The 19,817-nt window shown below is 72.9% G+C and carries 5 protein-coding genes; 1 reads left to right on the top strand and 4 read right to left on the bottom strand.

The window, feature by feature from the left end; translation table 11 throughout:
- Nucleotides 1-226: 226 nt before the first annotated feature.
- The 4 genes from AB0J57_RS06185 to AB0J57_RS06170 form a co-directional block, all read right to left on the bottom strand.
- Nucleotides 227-436 carry an MbtH family protein gene (locus tag AB0J57_RS06185; RefSeq protein ID WP_366126796.1) on the bottom strand — a complete coding sequence of 70 codons (210 nt, stop codon included), beginning with the start codon at nt 434-436 and terminating at the stop codon, nt 227-229.
- Nucleotides 433-15,972 carry an amino acid adenylation domain-containing protein gene (locus tag AB0J57_RS06180; protein ID WP_366126795.1) on the bottom strand — a complete coding sequence of 5,180 codons (15,540 nt, stop codon included), beginning with the start codon at nt 15,970-15,972 and terminating at the stop codon, nt 433-435. The genes AB0J57_RS06185 and AB0J57_RS06180 overlap by 4 nt, the downstream gene beginning before the upstream one ends.
- Before the next feature lie 149 nt (nt 15,973-16,121).
- On the bottom strand, nt 16,122-17,156 hold the full coding sequence (locus AB0J57_RS06175; RefSeq protein WP_366126794.1) for an iron-siderophore ABC transporter substrate-binding protein: 1,035 nt from the start codon (nt 17,154-17,156) through the stop codon (nt 16,122-16,124).
- A gap of 94 nt (nt 17,157-17,250) precedes the next feature.
- Nucleotides 17,251-18,600 carry a lysine N(6)-hydroxylase/L-ornithine N(5)-oxygenase family protein gene (locus AB0J57_RS06170; protein WP_366126793.1) on the bottom strand — a complete coding sequence of 450 codons (1,350 nt, stop codon included), beginning with the start codon at nt 18,598-18,600 and terminating at the stop codon, nt 17,251-17,253.
- Nucleotides 18,601-18,845: 245 nt separating this feature from the next.
- On the opposite strand from AB0J57_RS06170, the gene AB0J57_RS06165 reads away from it, so the two are divergent.
- Nucleotides 18,846-19,793: a methionyl-tRNA formyltransferase gene (locus tag AB0J57_RS06165; protein ID WP_366126792.1), complete on the top strand. Its 948-nt coding sequence runs from the start codon at nt 18,846-18,848 to the stop codon at nt 19,791-19,793.
- Nucleotides 19,794-19,817: the final 24 nt, after the last annotated feature.

The following is a 19,817-nucleotide window of genomic DNA, read 5'->3' as shown; positions in this document are numbered from 1 at the left end:
TCGGGTCGCGGTCCTGCCGGGCCAGCAGCCGGCCGGGTAACGACCAGCCGGGGCACGACCCAGCGGGCGCGCGTACCGGGCCCGGTGCACGGGCCGGTCGGGGCGCGTCCGGCCGGGGTGGGGGTTGCCTCGGGCCGTAGCGGTGGACACCGGGGCGGTGAACGCACGACGCCGCCCGTGGTGAGCGGGTGGCTCACCACGGGCGGCGACTGGTGTGGCGGAGGCGTCAGGCCTGCTGGGCGATCAGGCTCGCGGGGCGGAGGTCGGTCCAGTTGGCCTCCACGTAGGAGAGGCAGGCTTCCCGGGTGTCCTCACCGAAGACGGTCCGCCACCCCGCCGGTACTTCGGCGAAGGAGGGCCACAGCGAGTGCTGGTTCTCGTCGTTGGCCAGGACCAGGAAGGTGCCCTGCGGGTCTTCGAACGGGTTGGTCGTCATGCGTTGTCACTCCTCATGGACATTACGGTGAACAGCTCCGAGAGCGGCTGTTCCGGGTCGGCTGCCACGTTGCGCAGCAGCACCTGAAGTTCGTCGGCGAGTTGGCGTGCCTTGGCCTCGCCGAGCAGGTCGGTGGCGTGAATGAGCTCGCAGTGGACGGGGCCGTCACCGCGCGGCTCGTAGAAGCTCAAGGTCAGCTCCGCTCGCGTCGAGCCGGTCGGTACGGCGTGGAAGGAACCCATGCCGCCCTCCAGCGCGCCGAAGTCCGCCTGCTCATGGTGGATCACCATGACCTGCGGCCCCTCCGCGGGCAGCCCGGTCGCCCGGACGACCTCGTCGAACGGGACGTCCTGGCGGTCCAGCGCGCTGAGCGTCGTCTCCCGTACCCGGGTCAGAAGCTCGGCGAACGTCGGGTCGCCCGCGGTGTCGGTGCGCAGCACCACGGTGTTGGCGAAGCAGCCGACCAGATCGGCCAGTTGGTCGTCGCCGCGGCCCGCGACCATGGTGCCGATCGGCAGGTCCGTGCCGGCGCCGTGGGCGGTGAGCAGGGCCGACAGGGCCGAGTGCAGCACCATGAACATGCTGGTACCGGTCGCCTGGGCGAGCTTGTCCACATCCGCGTGGAGCCGCTCGTCGAGGACGAACCCGACGTAGTCACCGGCGTGGCCGGGCAGCCCCGCCCCGGTGGGACGCGGCCGGTCCGTCGGCAGCGCCAGTGCAAGCGGGATGTCCTTCAGCGTCTGCTGCCAGTACGCGAGCTGGCGCCCACCCAGGCTGCCGGGGTCGGCGAGGTCGCCGAGGACCTCGTGCGCCCAGTGCGTGTAGTCGGCGTACGTCACCGGCAGCGGCTCCCACTCGGGCGCCCGGCCTTCCGTACGGGCCGCGTACGCCGTGGTGAGGTCGCGGAACAGGGGCACCACGGACCATTCGTCCACCGCGAGGTAGTGCATGGTCAGCAGCACCGCCTGGGTGCCGTCCGCCCCGGTGAGCAGCCGCGCCCGCAGGGGCGGCTCCTCGGACAGGTCCGGGGCCCCGGCGGCGAGTTCGGCGAGCCGGGCGTCCAGGTCGGCGCACCGCTCCACCTCCAGGGCCGGGAACCCGGCGGCCTCCTGGTACACCCCGCCGTCCCGCTCGGTGAAGAGCGTGCGCAGCGGCTCGTGCCGTGCCACCACGTCACCCAGCGCGGCCGACAGCGCGTCGGCGTCGAGCCCGCCGGGCGAGCGCAGCACCAGCGCGTGGTCGAAGGCCGCGTGCCTGCGGTACGACGACCACTGCCAGCGCTGTACGGGGGCGACCGGCGACGCGGCACCGTCCTCGCGGTGCTCCACCGGGCGCAGCGCGGGCCGGGCGGCCGCCGCTCCGTCGAGCTTGGCCGCGATACCGGCGACCGTCTGGGCGTCGAAGACGTCCCGGATGGTCAGCTCGGCCCCGAACTCGGAGCGGATGCGGCCGAGGAGCCGCATCGAGGCCATCGAGTGGCCGCCCAGGGCGAAGAAGTTGTCGTGGATGCCGACCTTCTCCAGCTTCAGGATCTCGCCGAACAGCTCCGCCAGGCGGGCCTGCGTCTCGGTGGCCGGGCGGGCGTCGCCGGTCATCCCGGACCAGTCGGGTGCGGGCAGCGCCTTGCGGTCCAGCTTGCCGTTGGGGGTCAGCGGCAGCGGGCCGTCCAGCGGCACCACCAGGGCGGGCACCATGTACTCGGGCAGGAGCCCGGCGACGTGGTTGCGCAGCGCCTGCGGGTCCAGCTCCCCGGCCTCGGGAACGGCGTAGCCGACCAGCCGGACGATGTCGCCGTCCCGGTCCGGCACCACGGCGGCCTGGCTGACCCCGGGGTGACCGGCGAGCGCCGCCTCGATCTCGCCCAGCTCGATGCGGAAGCCGCGGATCTTCACCTGGGTGTCGACCCGGCCGAGGAAGTCGAGGTTGCCGTCCCGGCGCCAGCGGGCGCGGTCACCGGTGCGGTACATGCGGCTGCCGGGCGGGCCGAACGGGTCGGCGACGAACCGCTCGGAGGTCAGCCCGGCCTTGCCGAGGTAACCGCGGGCGAGTCCGCGTCCGGACACGTACAGCTCGCCGACCACGCCGGGCGGGACGGGGCAGAGGCGCTCGTCCAGCACGTAGCAGAGCGTGTTGGGGTCGGGCCGGCCGATGGGGACCCGGCCGCCGGGCCGTCCGCCGTGCTCCCAGGCGGGCCACAGCGTGGAGTTGACGGTCGCCTCGGTGAGCCCGTAGGCGCAGATCAGGTTGGCCGTGGCGCCGAACCGCTCGAACAGGTCCGGCGGCACCGTCTCCGTACCGACCAGGATCGTGGAGCCCTCGGGCAGTTCGCAGCCCGCGGGCAGCGCCGACACCAGGGAGGGCGGCAGGATCATGTGGGTGACCCGCTGGTCCGCCAGGAAGTCGGTGAGCGCCGGTCCGGCGACACGCGCCTCGTCGGGTATGAGGACGAGCCGTCCGCCGTGGCACAGCGCCATCGACAGTTCGAAGACGAAGACGTCGAAGCCGATCGAGGCGAACTGGAGCACCCGGCTGTCGGGTTCCAGGCCCATGCGGTCGACCGCGGTGGCGACCAGGCTGGAGATGCCCTCGTGCGGCACGACCACGCCCTTGGGGCGGCCGGTCGAGCCGGAGGTGTAGATCACGTAGGCGGCCTGGTCCAGGCTCACCGGCGATCCGTCCACCGGGGACTCGGGCAGCCCGTCCAGTTCGGCCGCGATGTCCGGAGCGTCGAGCAGCACCACGGGGACGCCCGCGACGTCCGGGATCTTCCCGGCCACCGGCTCGGTGCCGACGACGAGCGCGGCCCCGGAGTCCTCGATCATGTACGTGAGCCGGTCGGCCGGGTGGACCAGGTCCAGCGGCAGGAACGCGGCACCCAGCTTGTGGGCGGCGAGCACCGTGGCGACCATGTCGACCGACCGGGGCACGGCCACGCCGACCACGCCCTCGGCGCCGACCCCGCGCGCGGCCAGCAGCCGGGCGATCCGGTCCGCCCTGGCGTCGAGCTGGGCGTACGTCACCGACCTGGACCGCTCCACGACGGCCACCGCGTCGGGCCGCTCGGCGACCCGCCGGGCGAACAGGGCGGGCAGCGTGGCCTCGTCCACCTCCCGGGCGGTGGCGTTGAAGCCCTCCAGGACCAACTGCCGCTCGTCGGCGGCGAGGACGTCCACGCGGGACACCGGCCGCTCGGGGTCGGCCGCCACCGCCGCGACCAACTGCCGCAGGCGGTCGCCGAGGCGCTCGGCGGTCTCCTGGTCGAACAGCTCGGTGGCGAACTCCAGCCGGCAGCCGAGCGTGCCTTCGTCCCCGTCGGCCGTGTTCACGTGCTCGGTGAAGCTGAACACGAGGTCGAACTTGGCCGAGCGGATGCGGAACGGCACGTGTTCGACGCCGAGGCCGGGCAGCTCCAGCTCGTCGCCGGTGCGGTTGTGGTAGCCGACCATCACCTGGAAGAGCGGGTTGCGGGCCAGCGAGCGCGTCGGGTTGAGCTTCTCGACGACGGACTCGAACGGCACGTCCGCGTGGGAGAACGCGGCCAGGTCGGTGTCGCGGACCCGGGCCAGGAGCTCGGTGAAGCTCGGGTCGCCGGTGAGGTCGGTGCGCAGCACGAGCGTGTTGACGAAGAAGCCGACCAGTTCGTCCAGCGCCTCTTCGCCGCGCCCGGCGATGGGCGAGCCGAGCGGGATGTCCGTGCCGGCGCCCATGCGGTGGAGCAGTGCGGCGACGGCCGCGTGCACCACCATGAACATGCTGGCGCCGCTCTCCCGGGCCAGTCGCTTCAGGCCCTGGTAGGACGTGGCGTCGAACTCGATGTCGAGCTCGGCTCCGGTGAAGGCCGGCCGGGCGGGCCGGGGCCGGTCCGTCGGCAGCTCGATCTCCTCGGGCGCGCCCTGGAGCGTCGTACGCCAGTACTCCAACTGCCGGGCGGCGAGGCTCTGCGCGTCGGCCGGGTCGCCGAGCAGGCGCTGCTGCCACAGCGCGTAGTCGGCGTACTGGACGGGCAGCGGCTCCCACTCGGGCGCCGAGCCGGACTTGCGGGCGGCGTAGGCGGTGGCCAGGTCGCGGAGGAACGGCCGGTCCGACCACTCGTCGGTGGTGATGTGGTGCAGCAGCAGGACGACGACGTGGTCCTCCGGTCCCACCTCCACGATGGTCGCGCGCAGCGGCAGTTCGGTGGCGAGGTCGAACGGCCGGTTGACGGCGGCGTCGATGACCCCGTCCAGCTCGTCCTCACCGGCGCGGAGGCACTCCACCTCGGGCCGTGCCTGCTCGGCGGGGAGCACCCGCTGGAACGCCTGGCCCTCGCGCCCGGTGAAGACCGTGCGCAGCGCCTCGTGGCGGGCCGCCACATCGGCCAGGGCCGCCCGCCACGCGTCCACGTCGAGCGTGCCGCGCAGCCGCATCACGAGCGGGAAGTTGTACGCGGCCGAGGTGCATTCGATCTGCTGGATGACCCACAGCCGCTGCTGGGCGTGGGACAGCGGCAGCTCGTCGGGCCGCTCGCCGGCGGTCAGCGCCGGACGCTCGGCGGCGTGCGTGCCGGCCGCGCGCTCCACCAGCTCGGCGACGGTCGGGGCCTCGAAGAGGTCGCGGATGGCCAGCTCGGCCCTGAGCGCGGTGCGGGCGCGGCTGATCAGCCTGGTGGCCAGCAGTGAGTGGCCGCCCAGCTCGAAGAAGTCGCTGTCGATGCCGACGCTGCCCTCGGCGAGGCCGAGCACCTCGGCGAAGAGCGCGCAGAGCGTCTCCTCCTGCGGCGTGCGGGGCGGGCGGCTGCTGCTCGGCCCGGCGAAGTCGGGCGCGGGCAGGGCCTTGACGTCGAGCTTGCCGTTGACGGTCAGCGGCAGGGTGTCCACCGCGACCAGCGCGGCCGGGACCATGTAGTCCGGCAGGCCGGCCTTCAGGTGCTCGCGCAGGCTCTGGACCAGCGTCTCGCCCCGCTCGGCGCCTTCCTCGGGTACGACGTAGCCGACGAGGCGCTTGGTACCGGCGGTCTCCGCCACGACGACCGCGGCGTGCGCGACCTCGGGGTGTGCGGCCAGGGCCGTGGAGATCTCGCCCAGTTCGATCCGGTAGCCGCGGATCTTGACCTGGTCGTCGGTACGGCCGAGGAAGTCGATCAGGCCGTCCGGACGCTGCCGTACGAGGTCACCGGTGCGGTACATCCGCTCACCGGGGGCGCCGAACGGGTCGGCGACGAACCGCTCGGCGGTCAGGCCGGGCCGGTCGTGGTACCCCCGGGCGAGGCCGGTTCCGGCGATGTACAGCTCACCGGGGCAGCCCGGCGGGACCGGGCGCAGCATCGCGTCGAGGACGTAGGCCCGGGTGTTGCGGATGGGCATGCCGACCGTGGGGGTGGCGCTGTCGGCGGTGGAGCCGCCGAGGGTGTTGATCGTGTACTCGGTCGGTCCGTACAGGTTGTAGCCGTAACAGCCCTCCGTGCGGCGCAGGCGCGTCCACACGGTGTCCGAGACGGCCTCACCACCGAGCAGGACCAGGCAGGGCCGGTGCTTGCCGGAGGCTTCGTCCTGGTCGAGCAGGCCCTCCTCGATCAGCAGTTGGGCGTACGTGGGCGTCACATTGACCACGTCGACGCGGTGCCGGTCGCAGTAGGCGACCAGCGCCTCGGCGTCGCGGCGCAGCTCCTCGTCGCAGACGTGGACCTCGTGGCCCTCGACGAGCCAGAGCAGCTCCTCCCACGACATGTCGAAGGCGAAGGAGACGGTGTGCGCGATGCGCAAGCGCCGTCCGCCGGCCGACGCGATGGCCGGGTCGAAGATCTCCTTCTGGTGGTTGAGCTGCATGTTCGTCAGGCCCCGGTACGGGGTGACAACGCCCTTGGGCTTGCCGGTCGAGCCGGAGGTGTAGATGACGTACGCCGGGTGCTCCAGCCGGCCGGCCACGTCGTGCGCGAACGCGGGGCGCTCGGCGTCGGTGATCTCACCGTCCGGGAGGGCGGCGAGCTCCCCGGTGACGGCCGGGTCGTCCAGCAGGAGTTCGGTGGCGAGCGGGCCGGAGGGGCCCCGCAGCGTCGGGGCGACGGCGGTCGTGGACAGCAGGCACAGGGGCCCGGTGTCCTCGACCATCAGACGCAGCCGGTCGGCGGGGTGGTCCAGGTCGAGCGGCAGGTAGGCGGCGCCGGTGCGCAGCACCGCGAACAGCGCGACGACCATCTCGATGGAGCGCGGCAGCGCGAGGGCGACGACCTTCTCCGGTCCGGCGCCTCGGGCGAGCAGCAGCCGGGCGAGCCGGTTGATGTGCGCGTCGAGCTCCGCGTAGGTGAGGGCGCGCTCGCCGAAGACCAGGGCCACCGCGTCGGGGGTGCGGGCGACCTGGGCGGCGAGCATGTCGGCGACGGTCTCGTTCGGGACCGGGTTGTCGCTGGACGCCCACTCGGCCAGCAGCGCGGAGCGCTCGCCGGGCAGCAGGAGGTCCAGGGTGCCGACGCGGGCGGAGAGGTCGCCGATCAGGCGTTCCACGAGGGCGCCGAAGCGGCCGATGGTGGCCTCGGCCTGCTCGTCACCGACCAGGTCGGGGCGGTACTCCAGCTTGACCTGGACGGTCTCGGCCGGGTTGACGATCAGCGTCATCGGGTAGTGGGTGGCGTCGACGCTGCCCACGCCGGTGATGCCGTGCCGCTCGGTCAGCGTCCGGAAGCCGCCCTCGTCGGCGAAGTTCTGGAGGACGTACAGGGTGTCGAAGAGGGTCGGGTGACCGCCCGCGCGCTGGAGCTCGGCGAGGCCCAGGTACTCGTGGTCCATGAGGGCGACGCGCTCCGCCTGGATGCGGCGCAGCAGTTCGCCGACCGGCTCGGCGGGGTCGAGGGTGATCCGCTGGGGCACGGTGTTGAGGAACATGCCGATCGTCGTGTCGACGCCCGGCACGTCCGCGGGGCGTCCGGCGACCGTCGCGCCGAACACCACGTCGTCGCGTCCCACCGTGGAGGACAGGACGAGTGCCCAGGCGGCGGAGAGCACGGCGTTGATGGTGAGACCGTGTTCGCGGGCGGACGTGCGCAGCCGGTCGCTGAGGGCGCGGCCGAGGCTGAGGGTGCGGCGGCGCGGCATGGTCGGCTCGTCGCCGGGGTCGCGGGCCACGAGCGTCGGCTCGTCGAGTCCGGCGAGGGCTCGCCGCCAGGTCTCCCGGGCCGCGTCCACGTCCTGGCCGGCGAGCCAGCCCAGGTAGTCGCGGTAGCTGCCGGGGGCGGGCAGGCCGGTGTCGTCGCCGCCCGTCGCGTACAGCTCCAGCAGCTCGCCGAGGAAGAGGGACTGGGACCAGCCGTCCCACGCGACCAGGTGGTGGCTGAGCATCAGCCGGTCGGTGGTGTCGGTGAGCCGGATGAGGGTGAGCCGGAACAGCGGGGGCGCGGACAGGTCGAACCGCCGCCGCCGGTCGCTCTCGGAGATCTCGGCGAGCCGGTCCTGCCGGTCCCGCTCGTCCAGCCCGGTCAGGTCGACCTCGGTGAGGGGCACCGGCAGTTCGCCGGCCGGGCACACGAACTGGACGGGCTCGGGCAGTCCGTCGCTGGTGATGCCGGCGCACAGGCTGGGGTGGCGGCGCAGGAGCGTGGCGCAGGCGGCGCGGAGCCGGTCGGCGTCGAGACGGTGGTCGAAGTCGAAGGTGTCCTGCGCGGTGTAGACGTCCAGCGCCGAGGTGTCGTAGCTGGCGTGGAAGTGGATGCCTTCCTGGAGCGGCGACAGCGGCCAGATGTCGGCCACCGGGGCCGGGCTGACCCGCTCGATCAGGTCGATGTCGGCCTGGGTGAGGGCGAGCAGCGGCACGTCCGACGGGGTGAGCGAGGGGCGGGCGCCGGGGGTGCCGGTGCGGGCGACGAGGTCGCGCAGGGCGTCGGCCCAGGCGCGGGCGAGGGCGTGGACGTCGTCCTCGGTCAGCGCGTTGCCGTCCGGCCAGGTCCAGTTGGCGCGCAGCTCGGGGCCCCGCGGGGTCTCCGCGCACACGGCGTTGACCTGGAGCGGGTACGGCATGGCGAGGTCGGCGTCGGGCTCGACGCGCAGGGCGTCGGACTCGACGGCGGGCGCCCAGTCGCGGGTCTGCTCGGCGGGCAGGCGGCCGAAGTAGTTGAACAGCACCTGCGCGGTGGACAGTTGGGTGAACACCGGGGCGAGCTGCGGGTTGAGGTAGCGCAGCATGCCGTATCCGGCGCCGGAGTCCGGTGCCGAGCGCACGGATTCCTTGACCTGCTTCAGCGCGTCGAGCGGGTCGGCGGCGGCCGGGAGGCGCACCGGGTGGAGGCTGGTGAACCAGCCCACGGTGCGCGACAGGTCGGCGTCGGTGCCGTCACGGCCGTGCCGCTCCAGGTCGACCAGGAGGTCACCGTCGGGGGCGGGGTCCTCGCCGCGTGCGGCGCGCCAGCGGGTGACGGCGAGCCGCAGCGCCGTGAGCAGCACCTCGGTGACGTCGGCGCCGGCCGCGGCGGGCACGGCGGTCAGCAGCGCCCGGGTCTCCTCGGCGGGCAGGGTGACGGTGTGTTCCCGTGCCGCGCCGGTGGTGCCGGTACGGGTGGCGCCGGGCAGCAGTTCCGCCCCGGGCGCCAGGGTCGTGGCCCAGTACGGCAGTTCGGCCTGCCGCTGCGGCGACGTGGCCTGCTCGGCGACGTCCCGCGCGAACCGTCGCAGGGAGGTGGGGACCGGCTCCAGGGCGGGCCGCTCGCCGGCCGTGACGGCCTGCCACGCGGCGGCGAGGTCACCGAGGAGGACCCGCCAGGACACGCCGTCGATGACCAGGTGGTGGACGACCAGCAGCAGGCGGCCGGGCCGGTCCGGGCCGGCGTCGAACCAGACGGCCTGGAGCATCACCCCGTTGCCGGGGTCGAGGCGGCCGGCGGCCGCGTCGGACTCCTCGGCGACGGCCGCACGCAGAGCGGCGTCGTCGTGGGCGGTCACGTCCACGCGGTGGAGCAGGGTGGCGGCGTCCACCGAGCCCGCGGCCGTCGTCCGGGCCGACCAGAGCGCGGGGATGGCGGGGCCGAGGTCCATGCGGGTGAGGGTGAGCCGCAGGCCGTCGTGGTGGTCGAGGACCGCCTGGAGGACCCGCGTGAGCGTGCCGGTGTCCGCTCCGGCGGGCGCCTGGAGCAGCATCGAGAGGTTGAACCGGTCGATCGTGCCGCCGTCCTCGCGGAGCTGGTGGACGATCGGCAGGAGCGGTACGTCGCCGACGCCGTCGGAGTCGGCGGCCGCAGCGGGGGCCGGACCGCCGGTGCCGGTGACGGTGGCGGCCAGCGCCGCCGGGGTGCGCTGCTCGAAGACGTCCCGCGGGCTGATCGCCAGGCCGGCCCGGCGGGCGCGGCTGGAGACGGACATGGACAGGATGCTGTCGCCGCCGAGGACGAAGAAGTCCTCGTCCGCGTCGACCTCGTCGATGCCCAGGACGTCGGCGAAGATGCCGCAGAGCTGCCGCTCGTAGCCCTCACGAGTGGTACGGCCCTGCCGCCTGCGGACCTCGGGGGCGGGGAGGGCCTTGTGGTCGACCTTCCCGCCGGGGGTGAGGGGCAGTGCCTCCAGCCGTACGAAGTGGCTGGGCACCATGGGTGCGGGCAGGGAGCCGGTCAGGGCGTCCCGTACGGCCTCGGTGTCCAGGTCCGCGCCGGCGGCGGGCACGAGGTACGCCACGAGCTGCTTGATCCCGCGCTCGTCGTCGCGGGCCACGACCACGACGTCGCCGACGGCCGGCTCTTCGCGCAGCCGGGCTTCGATTTCACCGAGTTCCACCCGGTTACCCCTGATCTTGACTTGGTGGTCGGTGCGCCCCAGGTAGGTGAGCACACCGTCTCCGTTGAACTGGACCATGTCTCCGGTGCGGTACATCCGCTCTCCCGGAGCGCCGAACGGGTCCGCGACGAACCGCTCGGCGGTCAGCGCGGTGCGTCCGTGATAGCCGCGGGCGAGTTGCGCGCCCGCGATGTAGAGCTCGCCCGGCTCGCCCTCCGCGACGGGGCGGAGGCAGCGGTCGAGGACGTAGAGGCGGGTGTTCCACACCGGGCTGCCGATGGGGACGGTCGCGCCCTCCTCCGGAGCGGACCCCGCTTCCCAACTGGTGACCTGGATGACGGCCTCGGTGGGGCCGTACACGTTGAACAGCGGGACTCCGGTGCGCTCCCGCCAGCGCCGGGCGAGCGGCACGGGCAGCGCCTCGCCACCGCTGAAGGCGCGGCGCAGGGTGCTCCACCACTCCCCCGTCCCGTCCTCCGCGAGCAGGGCGCCGTACAGGGAGGGCACGAGGTCGATGCTGGTGACCCGCTCGCGGCGGATCAGCTCGATGAGGTAGGCCGGGTCCCGGTGACCGTCCGGCCGGGCGACCACGACGGTCCCGCCGGTGAGCAGCGGGGTGAAGATCTCCAGGACGGACGGGTCGAAGCTGGTCGAGTACTGGTGCAGCACCCGCTCGCCCGGGCCGTAGCCGAACCGCTCGGCGGTCCAGGCGAGCTGGCCGGTGACGGCGCGGTGGGTGACCACGACGCCCTTCGGCCGGCCGGTGGAGCCCGAGGTGTAGATGACGTACGCGGCGCTGTCCGGGTGGACCGGCGCGGTGGCGGGGGCGTCCGGCGCGGCGGTGGTGTCCGCACCGAGGACGACGGGGGTCACCCCGTCGAGCCCGGGCAGCCTGGCCAGGGATTCCTCGGTGACCACGGCCGTGCGTGCGCCGGAGTCGGTGAACATGTACCGCACCCGGTCGGCCGGGTAGTCGACGTCGACCGGCAGGTAGGCCGCGCCTGCCTTGAGCACGCCGAGCAGGGCGACCAGGGTCTCGGCCGAGCGGGGGACGGCCACGGCGACGACCGACTCGGGCGTCACGCCGTGGGCGCGCAGCCGGTGCGCCAGTGCCTCGGCGCGCGCGTCCAGTTCGGCGTAGGTCGTCCGCCCGGTCTCGTCGGCCACCGCGGTCGCGTCCGGGGTGCGGCGGGCCTGTCGCGTGAAGGCTCCGTGCACGGTGTCGTCCGGCAGGGCGTGCCCGCCGCCGGTCAGCCGGTCGAGGGCGGCGCGGTCCTCGTCGGCGGTGCGCAGGGCGAGTTGCGCGACCGGGCGGAGGGGGTCGCTGACGAGCTGGTCGAGCACGGCGCGCAGCCGGCCGGCGAACCGCCGGGCGGCGGCGTGGTCCAGCCGGGCCGGGTCGTGGTCGAGGCGCAGCCGGAGCCGTTCACCGGGCAGGACGGTGAGTGCCAGCGGGTAGTGGACGGCGTCGCGGATGTGGGAGCCGGTGATCCGGACCAGGCCCGCGGGGTCGGACGGCTCACCGGCGTCGGGCAGGTTCTCCACGACGACCAGGGCCTCGAACAGCTCGCCCCGCCCCATGGCGCGCTGGATCTCGGCGAGGCCGGCGTGCTGGTGGTCGAGCAGCTCGGCCTGCTCGCCCTGGAAGCGGGCGACGACATCGGCCAGCGACTGCTCCGGACGCCACCGCAGCCTCGCGGGGAGGGTGTTGATGAGCAGGCCGACGAGCGTCTCGACGCCCTCGACGGCGGCCTGGCGGCCCGAGACGGTGGTGCCGAAGACCACGTCGCGGGAGCCGGTGACATCGCCGAGCAGCAGCCCGAAGGCGCCCTGGGCGACGCTGCCGAGCGTCAGCCCGAGCCGGCGGGCCCGGTCGGTGAGGGCGGCGGTGTCCGAGGCGGACAGCTCCACGGTGACGGTGCCGGTGCGGGGCTCGTCCGCGTCCGTGCCGCGCACGGGGAGCCGGGCGGGCGCGTCGAGCCCCGCCAGGGCACCGCGCCAGGCCTCCAGCGCGCCGTCGCGGTCACGGGCGGCGAGCCAGCCCGCGTACGCCCGGTAGGCGGGGTCGGCTTCGGGACGCTCGGCCGGGGCTCCGGGCCGGTAGCCGTTCAGCAGCTCCCGCATGAGGAGCGACACCGACCAGCCGTCCACGATGATGTGATGCAGCGTCAGCACGAGCTGGGACCGGTCGGCACCGTGGCGGATCAGCGCGGCCCGCAGCAGCGGGGCGGCGGCGAGGTCGAAGCCCTTCGCCCGCTCCTGGGCGGCGATGTCCGCCGCGGCCGCCGTGCGGCTGCCGGAGTCCTCGCGGGACAGGTCGGCGAAGCGCCAGGGAAGGGTGACGCGTTCCCCGATGAGCTGCACGATCCGGCCGTCCGGCAGTTGGTGGAAGGCGGCGCGCAGCAGCGGGTGGCGGTCCAGGAGGGACTGGACGGCGGCCTGAAGGGCGCCCGGGTCCACGTCACCGGAGAGTTCGACGGTGTCCTGTACCGCGTAGCCGTCGGCGCCGCCCTCGTCGACGGAGGCGTGGAAGAAGAAGCCCTCCTGGAGCGGCGTGGCCGGCACGGCGTCGACGAGGCCGGGGACGGCCGCCGCGCACTCTGCCAGCTCGGCGTCGCCGAGGCCGGCGAGCGAGAAGGGGGCGGGCAGGTCACCGGCGGCGGCCCGCGGGCCGTCCACCGCGTCGCCCGCGGGGCGGTCCAGTGCCGCGAGCGCGGCGACGGTACGGCGCCGGAAGACGTCGCGGGGCGTGATCGCGAGCCCGGCCGCGCGGGCGCGGCTGACGAGCTGGATGGCGACGATGCTGTCGCCGCCGAGCTCGAAGAAGCTGTCGTGGACGCCCACCGAGGGCAGGCCGAGGACCTCGGCGAACAGCGCGGCGAGAGCGGCCTCGGCGGGTGTCGTCGGGGCGGCGTCACCGGTCATGGCCGTCCACTGCGGCTCGGGCAGGGCCCGGGCGTTCAGCTTGCCGTTGGGCGTCAGCGGCAGGGGGCCGTCCAGGAGGACCAGCGCCGACGGCATCATGTAGTCGGGCAGGGCCTCCGAGACCTGGGCACGCGCCGCCGCCACCGCGGCGTCGGCGTCCGCGCCGTCGTCGGTGACCAGGTAGGCGGCGAGGCGCTTGACGCCCCGGTGGTCCTCGCGGAGGAGCACGGCGGCCTGGGAGATGCCCGGGCAGGCCATGAACGCGCTCTCGATCTCACCCGGTTCGATGCGGTGGCCGCGGATCTTGAGCTGGCCGTCGGCGCGGCCGAGGAACTCCAGGTTGCCGTCGGCGCTCCAGCGCACCCGGTCGCCGGTGCGGTACATCCGGGCACCCGACGGGCCGAACGGGTCGGCGACGAACCGCTCGGAGGTGAGCCCCGGCCGGCCGAGGTAGCCGCGGGCCAGGCCGCGCCCGCCGACGTACAGCTCGCCCTCGACGCCCACGGGGACCGGGCGCAGCGCCGCGTCGAGCACGTAGGCGCGGGTGTTGGGGTCGGGCTCGCCGATGGGCGCGGGCCCCGGCCGCTCCGCGTCGGCGACCCACAGGGTGGAGTTGACGGTCGCCTCGGTGAGGCCGTACGCGACCACGACCTGGAGCCGCCCGGCGTAGCGGGCGATCAGCTCGCTGGGCACGGCCTCGGTGCCGACGATGAGCACCGCGCCGTCGGGCAGCTCGCACTCCTGCGGGAGTGCCGAGACGAGCGACGGCGGCAGGATCATGTGGGTGGCGCGGTGGCGCGCGATGTAGTCGGTCAGGGCGGGCCCGGCGACCCGGCGCTCGGTGGGCACGACGATGATCCGGCCGCCGACGCACAGCGACATGATCAGGTCCCAGACCGTCACGTCGAAGCCGACGGAGGCGAACTGCACGACCCGGCTGCCGGCGTCGATGCCGATCCGCTCGGTGGCGGTGGCGATCAGGCTGCCGACGCCGTCGTGGGAGACCACCACGCCCTTGGGGCGACCGGTGGAGCCGGAGGTGTAGATGACGTACGCGGCCTGGTCCAGCGCGATCGGCAGGCCGGGGTCCGAGCCGTCCAGCGCGGCGGACTCGGCGGCGACGGCCGGGTCGTCGAGGAGGATGTGCGCGACGCCGGGCGCCTCGGGCAGTTCACCGGCGAGGTCGCGGGTGGTGACGACGGTCCGCGCGCCGGCGTCGGACAGCATGTAGGCGATGCGGTCCTGGGGGTGGTCGGCGTCCAGTGGCAGGTACGCCGCGCCGGCCTTCATCACGGCCAGGAGGGAGACCACCAGCTCGGGAGAGCGCGGGACGGCCACGGCGACGACGTCCTCGGCGCCCACGCCCCGCGCGATCAGCAGGCGGGCCAGCCGGTTCGCGGCGGCGTTGAGCTCCGCGTACGACAGCTCCCGCTCCTCGCAGACGAGCGCGACGGCGTCCGGCGAGCGGCGCACCTGGCGTTCGAAGGCGGCGGGCCAGGACAGTTCGGGCGCTTCGCACGGGGCGACGCCGAACTCGTCGAGGAGCTGGGCCCGCTCGGCGCCGGAGGTCAGTTCGATGTGGGCGAGGGGGCGGTCCAGCCCCTCGGCGAGGGCGTCGAGCAGCATGAGGAAGCGGCGCTCGTGGTCGCGCAGCGTCCGCTCGTCGCACACCTCGGCGTCGGCGTCGAAGTGGACGCGCAGGGCCTGGCCGGCGCTGGTCTCGATGACGCTGACCGCCAGGTCGCTGACGGGGCCGAGCCATACGGGGTTGAGGTCGGCCTCGTGGTCGCCGAAACGTATCCCTTCCCCGCCGGGCAGGATGTTGACCGTGGGGCCGACCAGCTCGGCGATGCCGTCGACCAGCCCGAGGTCCCGCGCCAGGTCCTCGGCGCGGTAGCGCCCGTGCTCGACGGTCCCGGCGATCGCGTGCCGCACCGCGTCCACGAGTTCGGCGCCGCTCATGCTGCCCCGGACGGGGACGCGCAGCGGGAGGACGTTGGACACCATGGCCGGGACGTCCATCGACTCGGCGTCCTGCCGGGCGGTGACGGGCAGGCCGAGGACGAGGTCCTGCTCGCCGGTGACCCGGTGCAGGTAGGCGGCGACGGCCGCCACGAGCAGGCGCGAAAGACGCACGCCCGTACCGGCCGCGGCGGCGCGCAGCCGGGCGGTGTGCTCGGGCGACAGCTCGGCGGTGCGCCGGACGCGCCGCGTCATGGGTGCCGGTGCGCGCTCGACGAGGCGCACGGGCTCCGGCCGGTCGGCCAGCCGGTCCAGCCAGTACGCGCGGTCCTCCTGGAATCGCGCGGACTCGCGGTAGGCCCGCTCGGCGGCGACCAGCGGGGCGAGCGACCAGCCGGGGTCACCGGCGGGCTCGCCACCCGGCTCGGCGCCGTAGAGGTCGCCGGCCCGGCGGGTGATCAGCGCCACGCCCATGCCGTCGACGAGGATGTGGTGGTAGCGCTGGTACCACAGGACACGGTCGTCCGCGAGGCGGAGGAGCGCCTGGGCATACAGCGGACCGCCCGCGAGGTCGGCCGGCCGGTCACGGTCGGCCTCCGCCCAGTCGGCGGCGGCGCTGTCGGGGTCTGCCGCGTCCCTCAGGTCGACGAGGGGCACGTCGACGAGGTGGCGCGTGGGCGTCTGGCGGGGCTGCCCGTTCTCGGGGCTGATGCGCACGTGGAGGCACTCCGCCTCCTCGACGGCCTGCCGCACGCAGGCGGTCAGGCGGTCGAGGTCGAGGTCGCCCCGCAGGGTCAGGAAGAACGCGATGTTGTAGGCCGAGCTGTCCGGCTCGATCTGCTGGGCAAGCCAGATGCCGGATTGCCCACCGGTGACGGGTATCCCGGCGGTGGATGTCCGGTCCGACTCGGCGTCAAACATCGTTCGTATGGCCTTTCCCTGGTTGTGCGTCTGTGGTGAGTCGTTGCGTGGCGTCGGTGGTCAGCAGCGGCGACGCCTGCCCGGTGGCGGGGACCACCGGGCAGGCGCGGCTACGGACGGTCCGGCCGCGGCGCGGACAGGCGTGTCGGCTACTTGACGGCCTCGAGCTTCGCCACGACCTCGTCGATGGCGTAGGGAATGCTCAGCACGGTGTTGAAGGAGAGCGCCGCGCCGATGTCCGGGTCGTTGTACGGGAGGAAGACGTCCCGCTTCTCCTGGTGGACCTTCAGCTTCTTGTAGAGCGGGTCGGCCTTCACGGCCTTCTCCGACTCCGGCGTGCCCAGCCAGACGGTGCGGTCGGCCTCCATGACGTCGAGGCGCTCGGAGCTGAGCTCGACGATGTTCTCCTTGCCCAGCGCGTCCCGGTAGGCCTTGGAGGTGGTGAAGCCCATCTCGGACAGGAAGACGACCTTGGGGTCCTTGGGCGAGAACGCGGAGTACTTGCCGCCGAAGGGCTCGCCGACGGCGACGGTCTTGCCCTTCCACTCGGGGTGCTTGTCGCGGACGGCCTTGAAGCGCGCGTCGATGCCGCTGATCAGCTTCTCGGTCTCGGCGTTCTTGCCGAGCGCCTTGCCGATCTGGCGGGTCATCACCTGCCAGGAGGCCTGGTAGTCCTCGGCGCCCTTGGGCTGGGCGACCACCTTGGCGATCTTGGAGAGGGTGTCGTACTGCTCCTTCTTCATGCCCGAGTACTGGGCGATGATCAGATCGGGCTTGAGCGCCGCGATCTTCTCCATGTTGTACTCGTCGCGCTCACCGACGATCTGCGGCGGCGTCGAGCCCCACAGCTCCTTGGTCCACGGCCACTTGCCGTACGGCTGCTCCTTGAACCAGTCCACAGCGCCGACCGGCTTGACACCCAGCGCCAGCACCGCGTCCTGGTCGGACAGGCCGAGGGTGACGACCTTCTTGGGCTCCGACTCGATGGTCGTGCTGCCGTACTTGTGCTCGACCGTCACCGGGAAGGCGGCCGACTTCGCGGCGGCCTTGTCGGACGGCTTGGCGTCGGTCTTCCCGGCGCCACCACCACAGGCGGTCAGCGCCAGCGCGGCGACGGCGGCGACTGCCACGCGGGGGATGGTTCTGGCGATCCTCGCCAGCGCGGGGCGTGTACCAATGGACACGGGTGTTTCCTTTCACGGGGGTTTCACGGTGCGCGTCACAGCCGCCCGGCGTGAGACGGCCACCGGGCGGCCGGAAGTGTGGGGGGAGGCTTGATCAGAGGGACGAACCGACCTCGTCGGCGGCCCGCCGGTCTCCGGTGACCGGCTCCTTGCCCCGGTCGAGGATCGAGTCGAGGATCTCGCCGACCCGGACCGCGGTGTTCGACAGCAGCGAGGACGTGATGCCGTGCGTGTGCTCGGTGCCGCCCTGGAGGTAGATGCCGCAGCGGAGTTCGGGGTCCGTCGTGATGCGGTAGTCGCGCTCGACGCGGACGCGGCCCTCGTCGTCGCGGCGGCAGTACGCCTCGACCTCGCCGAGGAGTCCGAGGGGGTCGGCCGACCGGTATCCGGTGGCGTAGACGACCACGTCGGCGTCCAGCGGGGTCTTCTCACCCGTCACCAGCGACTCGACCGTGGTGCGGACCTTGTCCGGGGTCTCGACGACGTCGGTGAGCCGGGACACCTTGAGGAACCGCAGCCGCTCGGTACCGAGGACCTTCTCCTGGTACTCCTGGCGGTAGAGGTCGTCGATGAGGTCGATGTCCACCACGGAGTAGTTGGTGTTGCCGTGGTAGCCGATCAGCTTGCGCTTGATCTCCTCCGGGGCGGTGTAGAACTCACCGACCGCCTCCGGGTCGAAGATGCGGTTGGCGAAGCTGCTGTCGTCGGCGGGGCTGTAGCCGTAGCGGGAGAACACGGCGCAGACCTCGGCGTTGGGGAAGCGCCGGTGCAGGTAGGCGACGTTCTCGGCGGCGCTCTGGCCGGCGCCGACCACGATGAAGCGGGACGGGTCGGCGTCCTTGAGGCCCTCCACCCGTGCCAGCAGGTCGGAGTTGTGCCAGATCCGGTCCGTGCGCTCGATGCCCTCGGGCATCTGCGGCCGCAGACCCGTGCCGATCACGAGGTTGCGGGCGCGGTGGACGACCGTCTCCGAGCCCGAACGGGCCGTCACGTCCACGTACTGGATGACGCCGTCCTGGACGACCGGCCGCACGGCGACGACCTCGTGCCCGTAGGACACCATGTCGTCCACCTTCGCGGCGGCCCACTCGAAGTAGTCGTGGAACTCGACCCGGAGCGGGAAGAGGTTCTTGTGGTTGATGAAGTCGATCAGCCGCCCCTTGCTCTTCAGGTAGCAGAGGAAGCTGTACTCGCTCGCCGGATTGCGCAGCGTCACGAGGTCCTTGAGGAACGACACCTGCATGGTGGCGTCGTCGATCAGCATGCCGCGGTGCCAGCCGAAGCGCGGTTGCCGCTCGAAGAAGTGAGCAGTGACCGCCTCCTGCCTGTCGACGCTTGCGTTGTGCTCGCTGAGCGCGATCGCCATGGCCACATTGGACGGGCCGAAGCCGATTCCTATGAGGTCGTGGATCAGAGGTGCGTCGTCAGGAAGAGCCTGTGACATGTCACTCCCATCGTGCGGGACGGCCGCTTGTCAGGCGTTAAGGAACGGGAGCAGGGCACACCGACGAGCGGCGGCCGAGCGGAACTTAGGTAAAGCTAACCTGATCTGCGAGCTCTGTCGACGGGGCAAAACGGACAAGTCATTGCTCATGGAGGCGAACACCTCCCAAAATTCGGCCTCGTTGCGCCATTAGGTAAGGCTTGCTTTACTTGGCCCGGTCCATCACGTCTCTGAGGAGGAAACCCATGCGGGTCGTCATGTTCGGTTATCAGACCTGGGGGCATCGCACCCTGCAAGCCCTCCTGGACTCCGAACACGACGTCGTGATGGTCGTGACGCACCCCAAGAGCGAGCACGCCTACGAGAAGATCTGGAGCGACTCGGTCGCCGACCTGGCCGCGGAGCACGGCGTGCCCGTAGTGATCCGGAACCGTCCCGACGACGAGGAGCTGTTCACCCTCCTCAAGGAGGCGGAGCCGGACATCATCGTGGCCAACAACTGGCGGACGTGGATTCCCCCGCGCATCTTCAACCTGCCGCGCCACGGCACCCTCAACGTCCACGACTCGCTGCTGCCCAAGTACGCGGGCTTCTCCCCGCTGATCTGGGCCCTCATCAACGGCGAGAGCGAAGTCGGCGTCACCGCGCACATGATGGACGACGAGCTCGACGCCGGTGACATCGTGCTCCAGAAGGCGGTGGCCGTCGGTCCCAGGGACACGGCCACCGACCTGTTCCACAAGACGGTCGACCTCATCGCGCCGGTCACCACGGGCGCGCTCGACCTCATCGCGTCCGGGCGCACCGACTTCACCAAGCAGGACCGGTCCCAGGCGAGCTTCTTCCACAAGCGGTCCGCCGAGGACATCCGCATCGACTGGAACTGGCCCGCCGAGGACCTCGACCGCCTGGTCCGCGCCCAGTCCGCCCCGTATCCGAGCGCCTTCACCTTCCACAAGGGCAAGCGCCTGGAGATCCTGTCGGCGTTCGTCTCCGAGGGCCGCTACGGCGGCACGCCCGGCCGCATCTTCTACCGCGAGGGCGACGGCGTGGTGATCGTCGCCGGGGCCGACGCCCGGACCGGCCGCAACCACGGCCTCGCCATCACCCGTATACGCACGGAGGACGGCGAGGAGATGCCCGCGACGGACTACTTCACCGCGATGGGCGGATACCTCACCAGCCGCCCCTGAGCGTTGACGTCGGCGCCGCCGCGT

The sequence above is a fragment of the Streptomyces sp. NPDC049837 genome (assembly GCF_040674455.1).
GTDB lineage: Bacteria > Actinomycetota > Actinomycetes > Streptomycetales > Streptomycetaceae > Streptomyces.
The sequence above is the reverse complement of the archived record's forward strand: the minus strand, read 5'-3'. Positions and strand labels throughout refer to the sequence as shown.